Source organism: Psychrobacter sp. UBA6739, assembly GCF_002453835.1.
Classification (GTDB): domain Bacteria; phylum Pseudomonadota; class Gammaproteobacteria; order Pseudomonadales; family Moraxellaceae; genus Psychrobacter; species Psychrobacter immobilis_A.
In genome coordinates this window covers 19612-39561 of the sequence record NZ_DKHR01000019.1, presented here as the reverse complement: position 1 = coordinate 39561, position 19950 = coordinate 19612, and the positions used below count along the sequence as shown (strand labels likewise).

At 43.6% G+C, this 19950-nt stretch carries 13 protein-coding genes; 10 read left to right on the top strand and 3 right to left on the bottom strand.

What is annotated here, in order from left to right; all coding sequences use genetic code 11:
• Window positions 1–260 precede the first annotated feature (260 nt).
• The 3 genes from B2575_RS05065 to B2575_RS05055 all read left to right on the top strand — a co-directional run bounded on the left by B2575_RS05065 (window position 261) and on the right by B2575_RS05055 (window position 5820).
• Window positions 261–1400: a siderophore-interacting protein gene (locus B2575_RS05065; protein WP_296240433.1), complete on the top strand. Its 1140-nt coding sequence runs from the start codon at window positions 261–263 to the stop codon at window positions 1398–1400.
• A 306-nt stretch (window positions 1401–1706) separates the two neighbouring features.
• Window positions 1707–3995, top strand: coding sequence for a TonB-dependent receptor (locus B2575_RS05060; RefSeq protein ID WP_296240432.1), 2289 nt, complete (start codon window positions 1707–1709; stop codon window positions 3993–3995).
• A gap of 112 nt (window positions 3996–4107) precedes the next feature.
• Complete coding sequence (locus B2575_RS05055) at window positions 4108–5820, top strand: multidrug ABC transporter permease/ATP-binding protein (RefSeq protein WP_296240430.1); 1713 nt, start codon at window positions 4108–4110, stop codon at window positions 5818–5820.
• Window positions 5821–5936: 116 nt separating this feature from the next.
• Here B2575_RS05055 and B2575_RS05050 read toward each other — a convergent pair whose 3' ends face one another.
• The gene (locus tag B2575_RS05050) at window positions 5937–7439 is read right to left on the bottom strand and encodes a PepSY-associated TM helix domain-containing protein (protein ID WP_296240429.1); all 1503 of its coding nucleotides are present in this window, start codon (window positions 7437–7439) and stop codon (window positions 5937–5939) included.
• A gap of 352 nt (window positions 7440–7791) precedes the next feature.
• On the opposite strand from B2575_RS05050, the gene B2575_RS05045 reads away from it, so the two are divergent.
• Both B2575_RS05045 and B2575_RS05040 read left to right on the top strand, forming a co-directional pair.
• The gene (locus B2575_RS05045) at window positions 7792–10008 is read left to right on the top strand and encodes a TonB-dependent siderophore receptor (RefSeq protein WP_296240428.1); all 2217 of its coding nucleotides are present in this window, start codon (window positions 7792–7794) and stop codon (window positions 10006–10008) included.
• Window positions 10009–10113: 105 nt separating this feature from the next.
• A complete protein-coding gene (locus B2575_RS05040) occupies window positions 10114–10857 on the top strand; it encodes a siderophore-interacting protein (protein ID WP_296240427.1) in 744 nt (247 codons plus the stop codon).
• Between the two features lie 194 nt (window positions 10858–11051).
• Here the strand turns inward: B2575_RS05040 and B2575_RS05035 are convergent, their stop codons facing one another.
• Both B2575_RS05035 and B2575_RS05030 read right to left on the bottom strand, forming a co-directional pair.
• Window positions 11052–11720 (bottom strand): cupin domain-containing protein, encoded by a 669-nt coding sequence (locus tag B2575_RS05035; RefSeq protein ID WP_296240426.1) that lies wholly within the window; start codon window positions 11718–11720, stop codon window positions 11052–11054.
• Between the two features lie 117 nt (window positions 11721–11837).
• A complete protein-coding gene (locus tag B2575_RS05030; RefSeq protein ID WP_296240425.1) occupies window positions 11838–12701 on the bottom strand; it encodes a universal stress protein in 864 nt (287 codons plus the stop codon).
• Between the two features lie 296 nt (window positions 12702–12997).
• On the opposite strand from B2575_RS05030, the gene B2575_RS05025 reads away from it, so the two are divergent.
• The 5 genes from B2575_RS05025 (at window position 12998) to B2575_RS05005 (ending at window position 19903) form a co-directional block, all read left to right on the top strand.
• A complete protein-coding gene (locus B2575_RS05025; protein ID WP_296240423.1) occupies window positions 12998–13531 on the top strand; it encodes a DUF2058 domain-containing protein in 534 nt (177 codons plus the stop codon).
• Window positions 13532–13908: 377 nt separating this feature from the next.
• Window positions 13909–14313, top strand: a complete 405-nt coding sequence (locus B2575_RS05020; protein WP_296240422.1) for a hypothetical protein — start codon at window positions 13909–13911, stop codon at window positions 14311–14313.
• 260 nt (window positions 14314–14573) lie between these two features.
• Window positions 14574–16760 carry an FAD-dependent oxidoreductase gene (locus B2575_RS05015; protein ID WP_296240421.1) on the top strand — a complete coding sequence of 729 codons (2187 nt, stop codon included), beginning with the start codon at window positions 14574–14576 and terminating at the stop codon, window positions 16758–16760.
• 51 nt (window positions 16761–16811) lie between these two features.
• Window positions 16812–18119 carry an ABC transporter substrate-binding protein gene (locus B2575_RS05010; RefSeq protein ID WP_296240420.1) on the top strand — a complete coding sequence of 436 codons (1308 nt, stop codon included), beginning with the start codon at window positions 16812–16814 and terminating at the stop codon, window positions 18117–18119.
• Window positions 18116–19903: an ABC transporter permease gene (locus tag B2575_RS05005; protein ID WP_296240419.1), complete on the top strand. Its 1788-nt coding sequence runs from the start codon at window positions 18116–18118 to the stop codon at window positions 19901–19903. Before B2575_RS05010 ends, B2575_RS05005 begins: the two co-directional genes overlap by 4 nt.
• Window positions 19904–19950: the final 47 nt, after the last annotated feature.

Here is a 19950-nt window from a genome sequence, read left to right as displayed (position 1 = left end):
CATTTTAAGAGTCACCACTGCCAAGCATTACAAGAAAGCTATTAGTCATTCGCTGATACCAGTCCTTTTATGATTGTAAATAAATTAACCTATGGTATATTATCGTAATAAAATCTAGATGACATTAATAATCATTAACATTTGAATGTTTTATGCTTATTAACTATTATATTTCCATCTTGCCCTTAATCAGCAGCCAATCATTTATTAATAAAAATTGTGCTGAATAATTATTTGAATTTTGGCTTGGACGACATTTTATGGCTCAACCACTTACTCAGTACGATTTCGATAAAACACCGCTCGACATGGCTGACAAAGCCCAGTTTATGAGTCATGTCAATGAAGAGCATCAAGATGAACTCGCGATGTTTATCAATGCCTTTACTAACACGGCAGTGAGTGAGCACGAGATCGCCTCGATAGCAGAGCTGTATACTGATGGGATATTAATGGATGTCACAACCGCCCATCATGACAACGATACCTTGACAAACAGCAGCAAGCTCAGCCGTCAATATTTTATCGATTTTATAGTTCCTATTAGTGACTCTATGACGCTACAGGAGCAATATATAACGCTATTGCAAACCTCTGCCAATAAGCTTGGCAAGCGCACGATCAAGCTTCAAGAACAGCGTTTTACGGTCATTAATGGCTATTATGCCAGCCCCAATATGTATCGACTGCTAGTAACCGCACCCGATAGTACGCCACTCTCTCATCCGGGCTACGCGTATTTGTTTGAGCTAGATGCGGACGGTCTATCTGCTACAAAACACCAGTCAAAAGACCATTCAAGAGATAGCGACAAACTTTTGCAGCGCTACTATACCTTGCGAAAAGCATGGCGAGATTCGAGCAGCTCGTCTGTCCAAGCGTGGATAGACGTTTATACTCATGGCGATACGGCAGGAGGCAATTGGGCGCGCGCGCTTAACTGTGGCAGTCAAATCAAAACAGTACGTGAATATCCAGAGAAAATAGAACATCTCAGCACTGGTCAGTGCTTACTCATCTGTGATGAAACCTCCTTACCTACGGTGGCCAATCTATTGGAAAACTGGCAGAATCCATTGCCGCCCCTCGTCATTGCCATCACTAATGATCCAGACGATATCCGTTATCTACATACCCTAACGCTCAGTAATCAACTACGCCATAATGCGCATTTTTTGCAAGATAATGTGTGCCAGCTGGTTAATACCCCAACAACTGATATTACTGAACAAATAATGGCATTATTAAATACACAATTTGCGCGACTGCCTGTCAATATTGACAAAGTATGGGGCGCGCTGGAAGCAGCGGATATCAAATCATTGCGACAGCAACTAAAGGCAAATCTTGGATTATCACGTCAGGATATGGTCATTAAAGTCTACTGGCGTGCGCAATAATCATTATGTTTTTCATAAGTGGCATTTTTTGTAAACAGCAAACATTCAATAAGTAGCAAACATTTAGTCATAAACAGAAAGCATTTAGACACTTACCAACCACTTGTGCTGACTGCTAAATTGAGCTAATAACAATCGTTGCTGCTGGTATAACGCGACTGATCAACTTTAGACGACTTACTACTTTGCCTAACGAAAACGTACACTTAATACGATAAAAATATATTGAGATTTAATCCAGTAATATATTGTAATGAAAATGATTATCATTATAATAAGCATTTAATCTATGTGCTGGAAATATTCATGCAACTGTCTCGTTTATACTCTGCTTTATTTCGCCCTACTCTATTGAATATGTCTCGCCATCCCTTGTCATTAAAATCACTGTGCTCATCTTGTCTGTCTACATCGGTAATACTACTGGGTGCAAGCCAAGCCGCGTGGGCACAAACAGATTTAAATGCTGACGCTCAATCTGATACCCCAAGCGTGGTACTCGATGAGATTGTCGTGACCAGTAGTGCTGATGCATCAGCCGATGGGTTGCCAGATGCCTATGAAGGTGGTCAAGTAGCGACAGGAAGCCGTGTCGGAATCTTGGGCAATCAAGACATCATGGACACACCGTTCTCCACTACCTCATATACCAATGAGTATATCGGCAATCAACAAGCCCAAAGTGTGGGCGACCTGCTCAAAAAAGACCCGACTGTTCGTGTCGCTAGAGGCTTTGGCAACTTTCAAGAAGCGTACTTTATGCGCGGCTTTGTCACAACCTCTGATGACACCATGTATAACGGTCTATACGGCATATTGCCAAGGCAGTATATCGCAACGGAATTGCTCGAGCGTGTTGAGGTTCAGCGCGGGGCATCCGCGATGCTCAATGGCGCAGCACCCAGTGGTGGTAACGCCGGTGGTACGATTAACCTGCTACCCAAACGAGCTGGCAATGACCCGCTACGTAAGGTGACACTCGGTTATGGTCAGGGCGATCAAGGCAAAGTTGCCGTAGATGTTAGTGATCGCTTTGGTACTGATGATGCGTTTGGCGTTCGCTTTAATGCCGCTTATCAAGATGGCGACAGCGCGATTGATGATGAATCTTCAACACTGGGTCTGGCAGCGTTAGGATTAGATTATAGAGGCGATCAGTATCGACTATCAGCTGATTTGGGCTGGCAAGACAACAAACTCAAAGAGACCCGTCCTAGTGTCACACTTGCTGGTGTTTCTAGAGTACCAAAAGCACCAGACGGCTCGAAGAATTGGGCGCAGCCTTGGACGTATTCAGATGAAGAAGATGTATTCGGTACGATTAGAGGCGAGTACGATTTTAATGATAACGTCACAGCTTACGGCGCTTACGGTGTGCGAAGTGGTGAGGAGGAAAACTCACTGGCCAATCTAACCGTCAACAATGTTGATGGTGCAGGTACGTTTTATCGCTTTGATAACTCTAGAAAAGATTTGGTACAAAGTGCTGAGCTCGGTCTGCGTGGTAAATGGCAAACAGGTGAAGTGGCTCATAATTGGGTACTAGCAGCGGATCTCTATGACCAAGAAGAAAAAGGGGCGTTCGCCTATGATTTTGGTAATCAACCCGCAACCAATTTATATCGCCCTATTGACTACGCTGAGGTACCTTTTACAAGCACAGCAATCTTCGGTGGTAACTTAGATGATCCAAAACTAACCAACGAGAAGCAATTCCAAAGCTTTGCGCTAGCCGATACCATATCATTGTTCGATGACAAACTAAAAACCACTTTAGGCGTGCGTCATCAGAATTTAAAAACCACCAGCTATGATCCTAACACTCAGGCTAAAACGGCTGATTACGATAAAAGTGAATGGACACCAAGCGTTGGAATTGTCTATCAACCAAGCATGGACTGGTCTGTTTATGGTAACTATATCGAAAGCCTAGCGCCAGGCGCAAGGGCACCTCTGACTAATAATAGTGGTGCTGTCGCCAATGGTGGTCAAAATTTAGACCCTTATGTGAGTGAGCAAACTGAGGTTGGTGTTAAGTATGACAATGGTTTGATTGGCAGTAGTTTGGCGATATTCCGCACTAATGAGCCGCGCGCTTATATCAATGACGCCAACACCTTTGTGGCTGCAGGCGAAAATCGACATCAAGGGGTGGAATTGACTGTATTTGGTAGCCCGAGCGAAAACATGCGCTTCAATGCTGGTGTTACTTACTTAAATGCTAAGCAAAAAAACACGGGCGATGTGACGTTCGACGGCAACCGAGTCATCGGACTGCCCACGCTACAAAGTAACGTCAACCTAGAATATGATTTAGCAGCAGTTGAAGGATTGACGGTGACCGGTGATATCATTCACACAGGCGCACGTTATGCCGATGCTGCCAACAGCTTAAAAGTTGACGGTTATACCACGCTAGATCTAGGTGCTCGCTATAAAACCATGCTCGCTGGCCAAGACGTGACGCTAAAAGGAGTAGTTACTAATATTACTGGTGAAGACTATTGGCAATCAGTGGGTGGTTATGCGGGTGCTGGATACTTAAATGCCGGTGAGCCTACTGCCCTAAAAGTATCAGCGACTTTCGACTTTTAAGACATGCAGATTAAACCACGTTTATAAGACTTAGATAAAAGGGATTAGGCACAACCTACTCCCTTTTATGCCATCAAAAATACGCAAAAAACCATTCTATTATTGAGCCATTATGTCCTCTCACGCCACCGTTTCTTTATATCAGATGATTTGGACACACTATCGCCTGCCCTTTGTTAAAGTTATTTTCCTTAATTTGGTGAATGCGGCGGTCAGTGTGGGCATCATTGCCTATATCAATCACACCTTTATCAGTCAGCCTGTTTTTAATACCTTATCGTGGGCAAGTTTGGGTCAATTTTCAGCCTTGGTTGTCCTGCTATTGGTCACTACTTTTTTATCACAATATGCCTTAACCCGTCTCGGTCACAAGTTTGTCTATGAGCTCAGAACCAAGCTGGTCAAACAAATCATCGACACCAAAGTTCCACAAATAGACCATTTGGGTAGCGCACGGTTACTCGCCAGCTTATCCTCAGATATTCAATCAATTACCGTCGCCTTTGTGCGTATGCCAGAGCTGGTGCAAGGCGTTATTTTATCGGTTGGTGTCGCCCTTTATTTAGGCTGGTTGTCGCTGCCATTATTATTGATTGTCATGTTTTGGATTGTGATGACGATTTGGATAAGCACCATTTTAGTGAAGCATGTCTATACTCATTTAAGAGAGCTTAGAGAGATTAATGACCTTTTATATGAGGACTATCAATCCATTATAGATGGTCGCAAAGAGCTGGCGCTTAATCAACACCGCGCTGAAAAACTCTATAAAAATGATTTCTTAAATCATGCCAAATCTTATCAAAATCGAGTGATTAAATCGGATACATATCATTTATCCGCCGTGAATTGGTCGAATATTATGATGTTCGCAGCCATTGGTGTGGTGTTTGCCGTGTCAAATTATCTTGCTATACCGATGGGTATTGCCACCACTTTCTCTTTAACCATTCTATTCATGCAATCACCCATCCTCCATGCCGTCGGCGCGTACCCAACCTTACAAACCGCACAAGTGGCACTGGATAAAATACAATCGTTGGAATTGGCGGAGTACCAATCAACCTTTACGACGGATATTGTGGTCAACAACTGGCAGTCCATATCATTCAATGATATTGGCTATCGTTATGCAAGTGTTGATACCGATGCAAATGAGCTGGCAGTTAAAGAAAACGAGCATGCTAGCGATATCCTAAAATCGGTTAATCTGACTTTGAAACGTGGCGATGTGGTGTTTTTAATCGGGGCAAATGGTAGCGGCAAGTCTACGCTTGCCAAGATTATTACAGGCATTTTCACCCCTAGCATCGGTGCTGTAAAAATAGACAGTCAGCTCGTTGATTCACAGAATAATGCTGATTATCGACAGCTTTTTTCTGCTATTTTTAGCGATCAGCATCTTTTTAAACAGCTGATTGGTAGAGAGGGACAGCAACCCGATGAAGCGCTCGTAAATACATGGCTACACAAGCTCAATTTGCAAGATAAAGTCAGCGTGACTGACAACCAATTATCGACAGACAAGCTATCACAAGGACAACGCAAGCGCTTGGCCATGCTCATTGCCGTGGCTGAACAAAAAGACATACTGCTACTCGATGAATGGGCGGCTGACCAAGATCCTGCCTTTCGCCGCGTGTTTTATCAAACACTGATACCTGAACTCAAAGCCTTGGGTAAAACGCTGTTTATCATCAGTCATGATGACGGCTATTTTGAACATGCAGATCGATTATTACTGATGAAAGAAGGCAGACTCATTGAGTTAAATGCTGAAGAACGGCAACGTGCTAGTGCCGATGCCATTGCTATGTTGGCGTAAATACTGGCTTAGTAAAAAGTTAATGGCGAACAATAAAAAATCGGGGCATCTTTTAGAAAGCTGCCCCGATTTTATTTAGATAAGAATAACTTTTTGAATGGCTCTTTTATTTAATTTTAAAATAATAGTTTCTGTAAAAACCCAACCCGTGAAATGACTAAGAAATCTAGTAATCCGATAGCGACAATCGCGATGATGGCGGTCGGGAATATGATTGCCACTACTAACAAAGGAATGGCAAACGGCCACCATATAGAAAAACTGAGACCACGCGCTGGTGGATTCAGTCCAAGCTTTTCACTGGTATGACGTGGACGGCGTTGCCACCACATGATGTAACCGCTCACACAAATAGCAATAACCGATAAGCAAAATAGGACATTGACCAGTACGCTCCACCATCCAAGCGTCCCCATATGAATAGCAATGCCTGCCGCCATAAATTTACCAAAAGCATTGTAATCATCAAATCGGATATCTGCCAAAATATTGCCCGAATAACGATCGATATGTACCGTACGATCAGCCATTGGATTTTTCATATCATAGCTCATTGAGTCTTGGCTAATCGTCCAGACGCCCGTACTACCCTGTGGCAGATTTAATTGGTAACGTCCGACAAAACCAATCTCACGGGCAAATCGATCTACGGTATCGATCATAATGGGTATATTGGACGCGATACCATCCTTGCCAGCGACAGTGCCAGATGCTGGCATTGGTGTCAATTCAAGCACCCAAGGCACATCTTTGGTACTACCCGTATTTAGTGCATCACCATGCGTGGGTGCTGTGGCTGGTGTTGCTCCATGAACATGCGGCGTGGCTTCAGCGTTATTCATATCCATACCAGCATGATGTTGACTGTGATCAATAGAAAGCGGCATTGGCGCAACGCCCCATTTGCCCGCAGGAAACTGACTCCATGCCTGTACCATACGCTCGCCCCAGATGCCTGCCCATGCCATTCCTGAAATACAGAAAAACAGTAGCAACACAGATATCCAACTGCCCAATGTCGCATGGATGGTACGTATGAATGAGCGTTTTTTCTTATTATTTACAGCATCATTGGGGATAAGCATGGCTTTGAGTGATTTGCGTTTTTGCCACCACAAATACCAACCCGTTAGAATCATTAAGATGGTTAATGAAGCAGTGGTTTCTTGTATATAATCACCGACTTTGCCCAATAGTAAATCAGCATGAATATCATTAAAGGTATAGTACAGACCACTATTAGTCGGCGTGCTTTTAACGATATCAGCCGTATAAGGATTCACCGCCACCATATTCTCATGACTGGCTGACTTAACTTGAAACAAGGCAACGGTGTCCGTATCACGAGGCGCGATATATTTCACCAGCGTGCTATTAGGTAAAGTGTTCAACGCATTTTTAGCTTGCGTAGAAATAGGTGCTGTCACCGCTAAATCTGGGGTGGTAATGGTGAGGCGATCATCATCACGACCTGCTATGTTAGACATCAACAGCATGCCAAGTGCGCTGCAAGCTAGGATAATTAAGAAAGGTGCTATAAACATTCCTGCATAAAAATGCCATCGCCATACCGTAAAATAGCGTTGAGTATTGGTTGATTGACTTGTATGTCTGTTCATAAATATGACCTTTAACAATCTTTGGTTGCTCAATGAACGACCTAGACCTATTAATAGTAGTAATAAATCCTGTCTGTCTGTTGATCTAAAAGTTGATTCCAAATAGACGGCTGCATCATACGAGAAAAGCCTTGTAAACACCATTGCTTATAGTCAAAAATTATCGTCATATTAAGGCGTTTCTTCAATTTTCATGTTTGCATCATAGTCATCTTAATGGCTAAAAATGAGGCTACTTCACTCGACATCTTACTAAGAACGCTTTGTTTGTAAATTTTTAATGATAATGATAATCATTAATGTTATTATTCCTTTTTTCTCGCTTTCGGCATTTGATAACTTACAAGGAAATATGATGCGTTTTATCTCAACGTCTACATCCATTCGTCAAAAACGTTTAACTCTCGCGGTGCAACTGGGATTGGCAATGGGTTTGAGCCATGCAGCTTATGCTGAGACGATACCGAATAACATCGAAAACAGTGTTGAGAACGAAGTCGATAATGATGTCAATAATGATGAGACCGTGACACCATCGACCACCCTGGATACCATTACTGTCTATGCCGACAACTACCGTAGTACGGGCACCAAAACAGCATTAGACCCTAATGATGCACCCATGAGCTATACGAGAATCGATCAAGCGCTATTGCAAAAACGTCAAGCAGACAGCGTCAATGCAGCATTACGTTATGAGCCAGGAGTGAGTACTGAGAGTCGCGGTACGGTGTCCATCTTTGATGAATACAATATTCGCGGTTTTAAAACTTACTCCAATTTTTACGATGGATTAAGACTGCCCTACGATGGGGCTTGGAATCTGATGCCGCAAGTCGATATCTACGCAACAGAAGCAGTCGAAGTGGTCAAAGGGCCCGCATCCTCACTCTATGGCTATGCATCTCCAGGTGGCATGGTCAATCAAGTCGCCAAAACCCCAAAAAGCACTCAAGCATCTGAGGTACAGTTGCGAGTGGGTAATCAAAACCTAAAAGAAGTGGCGGTCGATACGACAGGACCTATCACAGATACGCTCAATTATCGACTGGTGGCGTTAAAACGACAAAAAGACGGGCAGATGCAGACCACAGAAGAAGAACGCACACTGATCAATCCGTCACTGCAATGGCAACCGACAAAAGATGTGTCCGTTCTTGCCAATCTGTTTTATCAAGATGATCCAAAAATGGTGCCTTCTACTCCATTGCCTGCCGTTGGCACTGTCTACCATGCCAGCTATGGAAAACTGGGCAGTGACGCCTATGCCGGCGATGAGTGGAATCACTTCAGCAAAGAAGTACTCATGCCGAGTGTCACGGTGAACTGGAACATCAATGATACGCTCACCTTTAAACACATTCTGCGCTATACCGACGCCGACGCGCAGCAGCGTAATATGTACAACAGCGGGTTTGTAAGCGGTAGTGATAAGATACTAAATCGCGTGGCCTACACCACCGATGAGAGCATGAATAACTGGACCACAGACAACCAGCTGGCCTATAAATTTGATACTGCTAATACTTCACATAACCTACTGTTTGGTGTTGAATATCAAGAGACAGACAGTAGCGCCACTTATTATGATGCTGGCGCAGATGGCACGCCAAATCTTGACTTATCCAATCCAGATTACTCACAAATCCATGCTGATACGTTGCCTTTAGAGGCTTATCGTCAAAATGAAGACATTGAACAAAGCCAACTTGGGTTCTATGTACAAGATGAGATGAAATGGCAAGATTTGACAGTAGTAGCAGGCTTACGTCACGATAATTTTGACAGTAGTACTGAGCAAACCGAAGCCACTAAAGGCGTCATTTATAATAAAAAAACAATTAACAATGATGCGTCAGAAACCAGTGGTCGTCTCGCAGCCATTTATGACTTTGATAATGGTCTATCTCCTTATGCAAGCTACTCGCAGTCGTTTCAACCAGTGGTCGGTAGTAACTTTATTACCAATGCGCCATTTAAGCCAACGACTGCCGATCAGCTAGAGGCTGGTGTCAAATATCTCTCTGCCAATCGCGCCACACAAGGAACATTAGCAGTATTTGATATCACTCAAAAAAACGTCGTGGTGGCTGACGAAATTAACTATAGAAGTCAAACACAAACGGGTGAAATTACCTCCAAAGGCTTTGAAGTCTCAGGCAGCCACATGCTTAACGACTGGGTAGATATTGCCGCCAGTTATAGCTATACCGATGCTGAAATTACAGAAGATGAATTCAACCCTGATGTGGTTGGCAATACTCCTGCGCAAACGGCTAAGCACAAGGCAACATTGTGGGCAGATTATTACGCTACTGACAAGCTCAGTCTCAACGCTGGCGTGCGCTATGAAGGCGGTATGCAACTTGATAAGCAAAACTCAGACGAATTACCAAGCGTGACTTTGGTAGACATTGGCGGTAATTATCAAATCAATCCGATGCTCACTGTCGGCGCGAGTGTCAACAATCTCTTTGATAAAACCTATGTCGGCGCTTGTTATGATATTAACAATTGCTGGATGGGACCTGAGCGCCAAATGTCCGTCAGTCTAAAGGCCAATTTTTAGGCAATGTAGAACTTACCATTACCAGAGAATATCCATCTTATAGAGTGGTCTCATCTCAAATGATGACCTAAACTATCAAATAGTTAAATGAAGGAAAGTATTAATATGGGAAAACCTACCCCAAGAATGCTAGATGTAATTGGCAGTAAATACCTCACGCCACATATGTGCCGTGTCACGCTTGGCGGTGCTGGACTGACTGATTTTCCGGCAGATCAAGAAAGCGCGTACATTAAGCTGATATTCCCTCAAGGCGATGAGGCTCGACCATTGATGCGTACCTATACCGTCAGCGTTCAACGTGATGACGAAATAGATGTCGATTTTGCATTGCATGAGACAGAAGGCCCTGCTTCAACATGGGCACGTAACGCCCAAGTGGGCGAGCAAATATTGGTAGGCGGCCCTGGACCAAAGAAGCTGATTAACAATGAGGCAGATTGGTTTTTATTGATCGGTGATATGACAGCGCTGCCGGCGATTACCGTCAATCTTGCCCAGCTACCTGCTGACGCACGCGGCTATGCAGTCCTTGAGATTACCAATGAAGCAGATAAGCAACTACTCAAGAAGCCAGACAACCTTGACATTCATTGGGTGATAAACACGCATCCAAATGCAGAAACTAGCCCATTACTTGATCGCGTTAAAACGCTTACGTGGCTAACAGGACAACCTGCTGTTTGGGCAGCTTGCGAATTCCATAGTATGCGCGCTCTACGCCATTATTTTAAGATAGATCACCCAATACCCAAAACGCATTTGTACATATCTAGCTATTGGAAAGTCGATAGCACAGAAGACCAGCATAAAATTGTCAAACGAGAGGATGCGCAAAGTATAGAATGATGAGCAATGACGGTTTGTATTTTTAAACCGCTTTAAAAGCGGTTTGAGTAATGATTGATAAATCTTGCGTAACTAATCATTACCCCACTGCTTATCTACTTTTATTGGCTAAATAAAAGTATAGTGACAAAATATAGTGACATTGTAGAATATGAGCAGCTGGTGAGTTGCTCATAAACTGTGATCACTACTCCTTACAACCCTATCACTTGCATTAAATGACCTGTCTTGAGATACACTGTAGCTCCTTCAGATCCTACCTGTATTTGCGCATGCTCACCTGCTGGCAGACGTATCCATCCGCCGCGCTGATAAACTTGACCCTCATCTATCAACTTGCCTGCTAACACCAGTATTTCTGCACCGCCACAGACTGCCTCATTAAACAGTAACTCGCCTGCCTTGATACGCTGCAAACTCACTTGCTCATTGTCACCTGAGAATAGAGGACAAACATCACGGCTGCCCTGCTGTTGCCAATGAGCATTATCTTTAGTATCGATAGCCACATAATGAGGTTCATCAGCTGGCATTTGGCGTAGCTTGACGAAAATCACTGCGCCTTCATCACTATAGGGCTTGTGTCCTGAGGTCGGTGGATTGCGCAAATACCAACCTGCTGAGTAATGTTTGTCATCTGCAGAAAAAGTACCTGACAATACTAAAATCTCTTCACCACCCGGGTGTAGATGATGCGGAAAATAAGAATTGGGCGCATAGCGTACAAGGCTAGTGGCACGTGCTTTTTCTGCACCCACACGGTCAAGCATCACGCGCTCTACCCCATTTTGTGGTGACTTAATCCACTGGTGTTGCTCAGGTGTAAGGGCAGCGCGGCAAGTAAAGTCTGCATGAATAAGCATAAACCATGTCCAAAAATAGTATGATGAGATGATCCTTTAGCAAACGTCAGATATGATTATTGAACGTTATCGACAGCTGAAGGCGTAATGATTGCACCTCGCTATTATACCGAGTTTTCAACGTACTAAAATCACAGGAGATAGCGTGCTGGCGATAATTTCTGTCGTGGTACTACCAAGAAATAATTGTTGCAATTTCGAATGTCCATAAGCACCCACCACCATCATATCAATGTTGTTTTCTACCTGAAACCTCAACAAGCCGTCAACGGCATCGGAGGCAGATAAATGATGCGCCGCTACGCTAAAACCTGCGTCCTCCAGTTGTGCCGCTGCGGCGCTTAAGCTTTGTTTTGACGTGTCGTTATGATTGCCTATCATGACGATATGACCTTGCAACCCTTTTAATACAGGACTTCTTGCAACCATCCATGCTGCTTTAATAGCTGTTTTGCTACCATCAAAGGCTATCATGTATGAGCTAGGTTCTTTGAACGTCTCTGAGCAAATCAATATAGGAACGTCAGATGCGCGGGCAACGGTTTCGATTTGGCTACCGATATTAATACGGCTGCTTTTGTGATCTTCACCTCGGCGTCCCATGACGATGGCACGATTTTCTGCTTTAAAATGTTCAATGGCAGGTAACAGCTTGCCGCGACGTTGAGAGATACGAATATCGACTTGAGTAAAGTTGCCTTGAATATGGCTTTTTGCGTCTTGTACCAAAGCATTACTATAACTGTTCACCACCTTCGCTCTTTGCTCGTCTAACTGTGTCAATTCCTCCAATAAAAACTGGCGGCTATTGACTCCTATTGCGCCTGACAAATCGCGTCTGGTCGAGGCTGGAACCTCACTCACATGCAACAACGCTACGGGTAAATTTAATTTACTGGCATACCATGCTGCATAGTCACAAACCGATTCAGTCACTGCCGAGCCGTCTATACAGGCTAAAATGTGCTGTGATGTTGTCATATTCCGTCCTTAAATTTAACGATTTAATCCTATACAGCTTTCTATACCCACTATAAATATGGTCACCGAAAAACATAGTTACCAAAGAACATAGTTACCAAAAAATATAACGGTAAAAAAAGCGTATCCACTGCCTTGATAATAACGAATTTAAACGGCTTCAGCCAGCGATGTGTGCCCACTTCTACCATAATTAAAAAAGTCTTGTCATCGTCTAACAACATGCCGTAGCGAATTTTGCTACAATGGGTTTTTAGCATTTATGATTTAAGTATCCTTATCTAGGTGATGGAATTATGGCAAAAAATGCCCTACAGGCTCAGTTATTAAAAGTGGGATTGGTGGATAGCAAAAAAGCCAAGAAAATCAGCAAGCAGACTCAGCATGCCAAGCGTACTGGTGACTCAGAAAGCATGGAAGCGAAAAAAGCGTTGGCAGAAGCCCAAGCGAAAAAACTAGAGAAAGATCAAAAGCTCAATCAAGAAAAACAACGTATTTTAGAAGAGAAGATGCTCAAGGCTAATATCGTACAGATGATTAAGCAGCATCAGATTGCCGATACCAATGGCGATGTCAATTATCAATTTGTCGATAATGCTAAGGTTAAAAAAATCTTTGTCACTCAAAAACTATATGACCAAATCGTCGCCGGTCATGTGGTGATTGCACGCTTAGAAGAAGGCTATGCACTCCTTCCTCGCCCGTTGGCAGATCGCATCGATGCAAAAATGGAGGGCTTCATGGTCGTGTCTAACAATACATCAGAAGAAGTGCTGGCAGAAGATGATCCTTATGCCGCCTATGTGATTCCAGATGACTTAATGTGGTAACCGTTCAATTTCATCATACTTATGATGTCAGCCAAAAGCCTTTCATAGACTGAGATAGTCCATGAAGGGCTTTTTATTGTACGAAAAGCGACCACCTTTAACCCAGCATTGCTGCTTTGGTTGAAAAACGTAACGATGCTCTGGAACGGTAACATGCTTGAGGCTACAAACTTGAACAACCATTCAATAACAACTACAATGCGGTTTATTGACTTACTGAGCGTTAGTATTTTGTCTAATTTTGAGTAATCACTCAAAATAAATACTTTATTCATGCTTACTGCCTGACAATAGTAGTCATTGCCATATATGTCATTGATTAGACTTACCAAGCTCTTTTGCACTCACTTTTAACGCTTATTAAGAAGAAATAACTTATGCCAAAACATCTCCCTCTTTCACTGTTATTGCTTCGACTGGGTATTTTCATTGTTTTTTTAGTCTGGACTTTAGATAAGCTGATTAATCCTGATCATGCCGCAGGCGTCTTTTCTAGTTTTTATGGTTTTGAAAGTATAGGCGACACCGTATTCTATGTCATTGGCGCGGCTCAATTCATCCTCATTCTGTTGTTTGTCACAGGATTATTCAAAACTTGGACTTACGGCACTATCTTGCTACTTCATGCGATTTCGACGTTCTCAACCTTCGGCTTATATCTCAAGCCTTTTGATAACTTGTTGTTCTTTGCAGCATGGCCGATGTTGGCGGCGTGTTTAGCGCTTTTCTTAATGAGAGATTGGGATACCTTAACCTTGGGCAAAAAAGTTTCTTTAGCTTAAACATCAGTCATGTTTGTCGTTAGATTGGGCTGGGTTGAACATGCAAAAATATAAATACTAGCCTCTGAAACTCAAGCCCTATACTATGAAGACTACTAATTTAGCTGTTTTATTGTATATAAATGCACAAACCATGCAAAAAACTTAACGCAATTATCGTTACCACTAACTTGTCATTACCACTGACATGGTCAAGGTTCTTAATCATAAAAGAATGACGATGACTTTAGCCTTCGCTCTACTACTTAGCCGGATATTTTATGATTAAAAGAATATTGTTAATACTGCTAATATTAATATTAGCAGCAAGCTTTTTCTACTTTGACCTCAATCAATTATTGACGCTTGACGGCTTAAAAGGGTCGATGGCGCAATTTAACAACTATAAAACGCAATCACCATTATTGATTATCGGTGGATTCTTTTTACTTTATATCGTCGTCACCGCATTATCCTTACCGGGTGCCGCTATTTTAACCTTGGCAGCTGGGGCATTATTTGGTTTATGGCAAGGGTTACTGGTCGCCTCATTTGCCTCCAGTATTGGTGCGACACTCGCCTTTTTAACCTCACGTTACTTACTGCGTGATACGATTAAACAGCGCTTTCCTGAACGCTTAGCAGCCATTGATGCTGGCGTTGAAAAAGAAGGCGGATTTTACTTATTTACCCTGCGCTTAGTGCCGATATTTCCGTTCTTTTTGATTAATTTACTCATGGGCGTCACCGCGATTAAAGCGAGGACATTCTACTGGGTAAGCCAAGTTGGTATGCTCGCGGGTACCTTTGTATTCGTTAATGCTGGTACGCAACTGGCGCAAATTGACAGCTTGTCAGGAATTTTATCGTTTAATTTAATTGTCTCATTTGCGTTGTTAGGTTTTTTCCCATTAATCGCAAAAGGGATATTAAATATGCTAAAAAAACGCCGCGTCTATAAAAACTACAGCAAACCTAAAAAATTCGACCGTAATATGATTGTGATTGGCGCAGGTGCTGGCGGGCTAGTCACTAGCTATATCGCGGCGACCGTCCGAGCAAAAGTAACCTTAATCGAAGCGGGCGAGATGGGCGGTGACTGCTTAAACTATGGCTGTGTACCCAGTAAAGCACTGATTAAAAGCGCAAAAGTGGCAGAACAAATGCGCAATGGTGAGCGTTATGGCTTGGAAAATACCCCACCAGAATTTTCATTTAAGAACGTCATGACCCGCATCCATAAAGTCATCGCTGACATCGCCCCAAACGACAGCGTCGAGCGTTATACGGACTTGGGTGTCGAAGTATTAAAAGGTTATGCCAAATTCATCGACCCGTGGACGGTAGAGATTGCGCTAAACGATGGCGGCACGCAAACTCTAACCGCACGTTCCATCGTTATCGCTACTGGTGCGCGCCCATTTATCCCAGATTTGCCGGGTTTGGAAGAAACGGGCTACGTGACCAGCGATACCATATGGAATAAATTTTCCGAATTAGAAGAAGCGCCGAAAAAGCTGGTCGTCCTTGGCGGCGGACCAATCGGCTCTGAGCTGGCACAAGCTTTTGCACGCTTAGGCTCAAATGTCACCCAGATCGAAAGAAGCGCGCGTCTCATGAAAAAAGAAGACGTGGAAGTCTCAGAATTTGCGCAGAAAGTCCTCATTGAGAGCGGCGTAAACGTTTTAACCTCGCATCAAGCGATTCGCTGTGAAACTCGCGATGGTAAAAAGTTCATTATCGTTGAAGTGCAAGGCGACAGTACCGTTAAGCAAGACCGTCAGAACAAGCAAGAAATCGCTATTGAATATGACGAATTGCTTTGTGCCGTTGGACGTAGTGCCCGCTTAGAAGGATATGGTCTTGAAGATTTGGGCATCGAAACGGAGCGTACGATTGATACCGATGACTATTTAGAAACCCTTTACCCTAATATCTACGCCGCTGGTGATGTCGCTGGTCCTTATCAATTTACCCATGTGGCCTCCCATCAGGCATGGTACGCTGCCGTAAATGGTTTATTTGGACATCTAAAGAAATTTAAAGTAGATTACCGCGTGATTCCGTGGACGACTTTTATCGATCCAGAAGTCGCACGCGTGGGCTTAAATGAGCAAGAAGCTATTGAAAAAGGCATCGATTTTGAAATTACCCGCTACGACTTTAAAGATTTAGATCGCGCGGTGACGGAAAGTGCCAATCATGGTTTTATCAAAGTCATTACCCCTAAAGGCAAAGATAAAATACTTGGCGTGACCATCGTCGCTGAACATGCTGGGGATTTAATGCCAGAATTCATACTGGCGATGAAGCACGGTTTAGGGCTGAATAAAATACTTGGCACTATCCATATGTATCCAACGTGGGCAGAGGCTAATAAATACGCGGCTGGTGAATGGAAACGTAATCATGCGCCCGAAACGATATTAAACTGGCTTGAGAAATACCATACATGGCGTCGAGGTTAGCTGGGTTTTTATTCACTGCGCTAAAAACATATCATCATAACGGAAACTTAAATGTACGTTATCAAATCTCTGCCCGCTTTGACCGCGTTAAAAAACCTAAGCCGCTATAGCGCCTATGCTATGGTGCTTAGCATTTGTGTTGGTATATCAGCAAGCACTGCCTCACCCACTACTGGTAACCTTAATCAAAATTTATCATCTTGGCAGCAAATAGAGGCGCAAGGGGAAAACCAAGACGTCTACTTTTATGCATGGGGCGGTGATCCACAGATCAACGCCTATCTACAGTGGGCTGCCAAGCAAGTCGATGATAAATATAATATTAACTTGGTTCATGTGAAATTGAGCGACACCAGTGAAGCCGTTAGCCGTGTACTTGCAGAAAAATCTGCCAATAACAACGATAAAGGCAGCGTTGATCTCATCTGGATAAATGGCGCAAACTTTGCCACCATGAGTGAGAATTCATTATTACTCAAACAATGGGCGAATAAGCTCCCTAACTTTGCCTTGACCGATCCAGAGAACAATCCTGCGGTTAACTTTGATTTTGGTGTGCCGACCAACGGCATGGAAGCGCCATGGGGACAAGCTGCGTTGACCTTTTATTACGACAGCTTATCAACTGACAAGCCACCAACCACTTTAAATGAGCTAGTCAATTGGACAGCGCAAAACCCCGGGCGTTTTAGCTATCCAAAGCCACCTGACTTTTTAGGAATGAGCTTTTTAAAGTATGCCTTAGTCATGCTGCACGAAAATCAGGATGCTAAGATAGGCAAAAACATCAAGGCACAGCTCAACCTGCCAGCCACTGAGCAAAATACAGATATGGTATTAGCCCCTTTATGGGCATTTTTAGATGACTTACATCCCACTCTATGGCGTAAGGGTGAGCAATTTGTGCAAACGGGCGCACACATGCGGCGCTTGGTCGATGATACCGAGCTGAGTCTGGCCTTTACTTTTTCTGCACCTGAAGTACCAGCGGCCGTGCAGCGTTATGATTTACCCGAGAGCATTCGTAGCTATGCAATGAGTGATGGCAGCTTAAGTAACACCCATTTTGTGGCCATTCCTTATAACGCCAGCCATCCGCAAGCCGCACAGCTAGTGGCAAACTTTTTGATGAGCCCAGAAGCACAGGCCAAAAAGCAAACCCCTGATATATGGGGTGATAAAACCGTACTTGTTCTCTCTACGCTCAATCCTGAACAACAAGCGCTATTCAAAGACAATAAACCACACCCTAGTGCCCTGCCCTTTGATAGCATCAAACGTACCGTGAATGAACCACATCCGAGCTGGGTTGATGCCATTATGCAAGGTTGGCAGACACGTTATGGGGTCAGCCCATGAGTAAAAATACTAATAATAAAACGACTAAGGAAAAAGTCCATTCTGCAACAATTACTGGTATAACCGCGCCTTATAAAACAGACCTATTTACGCGTATCGTCTCCTTGAGTCCGACATTTTTACTGCTGCTACTGATATTGCCGGTACTCGGTGGTTTGGTTTGCGTGCTGTTGCCTGCCTTTAGCTGGGTGACTGCACTTGAGCAAACAACTGTTAGTCTACAAGGGTTTCATGATCTTTGGCAGACGCCTGGTCTTACTCAAATGGTCGCTTTAAGCATCGCTACTGGACTGCTAAGTACGTTACTCGCTTTTGTCATGACCTTAATGATATTAGCAGCATTTTTTAATAGCGTTTGGCTGAACCGTATTGAGCATTTACTGAGTCCAATCTTGGTCATTCCTCATGCAGCGGCAGCCATCGCCGTTGGCTTTTTAATTGCGCCTTCTGGTATGTTTTCACGCCTTATATCACCATGGCTAAGCGGTTGGGAATTGGCTCCAGACGGTATGTTTCCCCATGACCCGTACGGCATTAGCATCATTTTGGGCTTAACCTTAAAAGAGCTGCCGTTTTTATTACTCATGGCGCTAGGCGCTTTGGCACAGCCTGAGCTTGGTAAAAAGCTACGTCAGCAGTATAAAGTTGCGCTAAATCTCGGCTATTACCCCATTACTGCCTTTTTTAAAGCGGTACTTCCTGTCCTCTATCCTTTTTTACGTTTGCCTATCTTAGCCGTGCTCGCCTATACTAGTGCCAGCGTAGAGATGCCATTGATACTCGGTCCAAACACGCCGCCAACGCTGGCGGTCACTATCATGCAATGGTTTAACGATGTTGATTTAAACTTACGTATAAAAGCCTCGGCGGGCGCGTTATTACAGCTCGCTTTGACGGGTAGTTTAATCGCCTTGTGGCTTGGTAGCGAGAGAGCGATAAAAACTTGCTTTAATGGCACGTTGCTCAATGGCAAGCGCCACTATGCCGATGCATTATGGCAAAAAATCACCGCAGCATTGACCACTGTGGTGATTGGCTTTATCTTGCTGGCGCTCATTGGTCTTTTAATGTGGTCAGTAGCTGGTTTTTGGCGCTTTCCAGCTGTATTGCCAGAGCAGTTGGTGTTATTGCATTTTCAAAGCGCCTTTACGCAAATGAGCACGCCATTATTTAATACCATTACAATCGGTATCGTGAGTACGGTATTTGCCATTGTGCTGACTTTATTATGTTTAGAAGCTGAGCAATTAAGTCAAAAACCACTTTCAACATTTACCAGTTTAATTATCTATTTGCCGCTGTTAGTGCCGAGCATTGCTTTTTTATTTGGCTTAGTATGGCTACAGCAACTGGTGAATAATCAAACAGCGTTTTTTAATGTGGCATTTACCCATCTGCTCTTTGTGCTGCCCTATGTGTTTTTATCGCTTGCCAGCAGTTATCGACGTCTAGACCCTCATTTTGCTCATGTAGCGGCAAGCCTTGGTGCGACGCCAGCCAAAGTATTTTTGCAGGTGAAATTACCACAACTGTTTGCGCCGATTTTGATTGCCATTGCTCTTGGTTTGGCGATTAGCTTTGGTCAATATTTGCCGACATTATTAGCAGGCGGCGGACGTATCGCCACTATTACCACAGAAGCGGTGACCCTTGCCAATGGTGCCAGTAGGCGCACCAGTGCAGTGTATGCCATCATCCAAATGGCGCTACCGTTAGTAGGCTTTATATTGGCGTGGGTATTGCCGAAGTACTTCTTTAAAAGTGGTAAAAATAGCAGCCGTTAAAACGTTTTTTAAAATATATTCGTTTTGAAAAGAACTGATTCTAAATA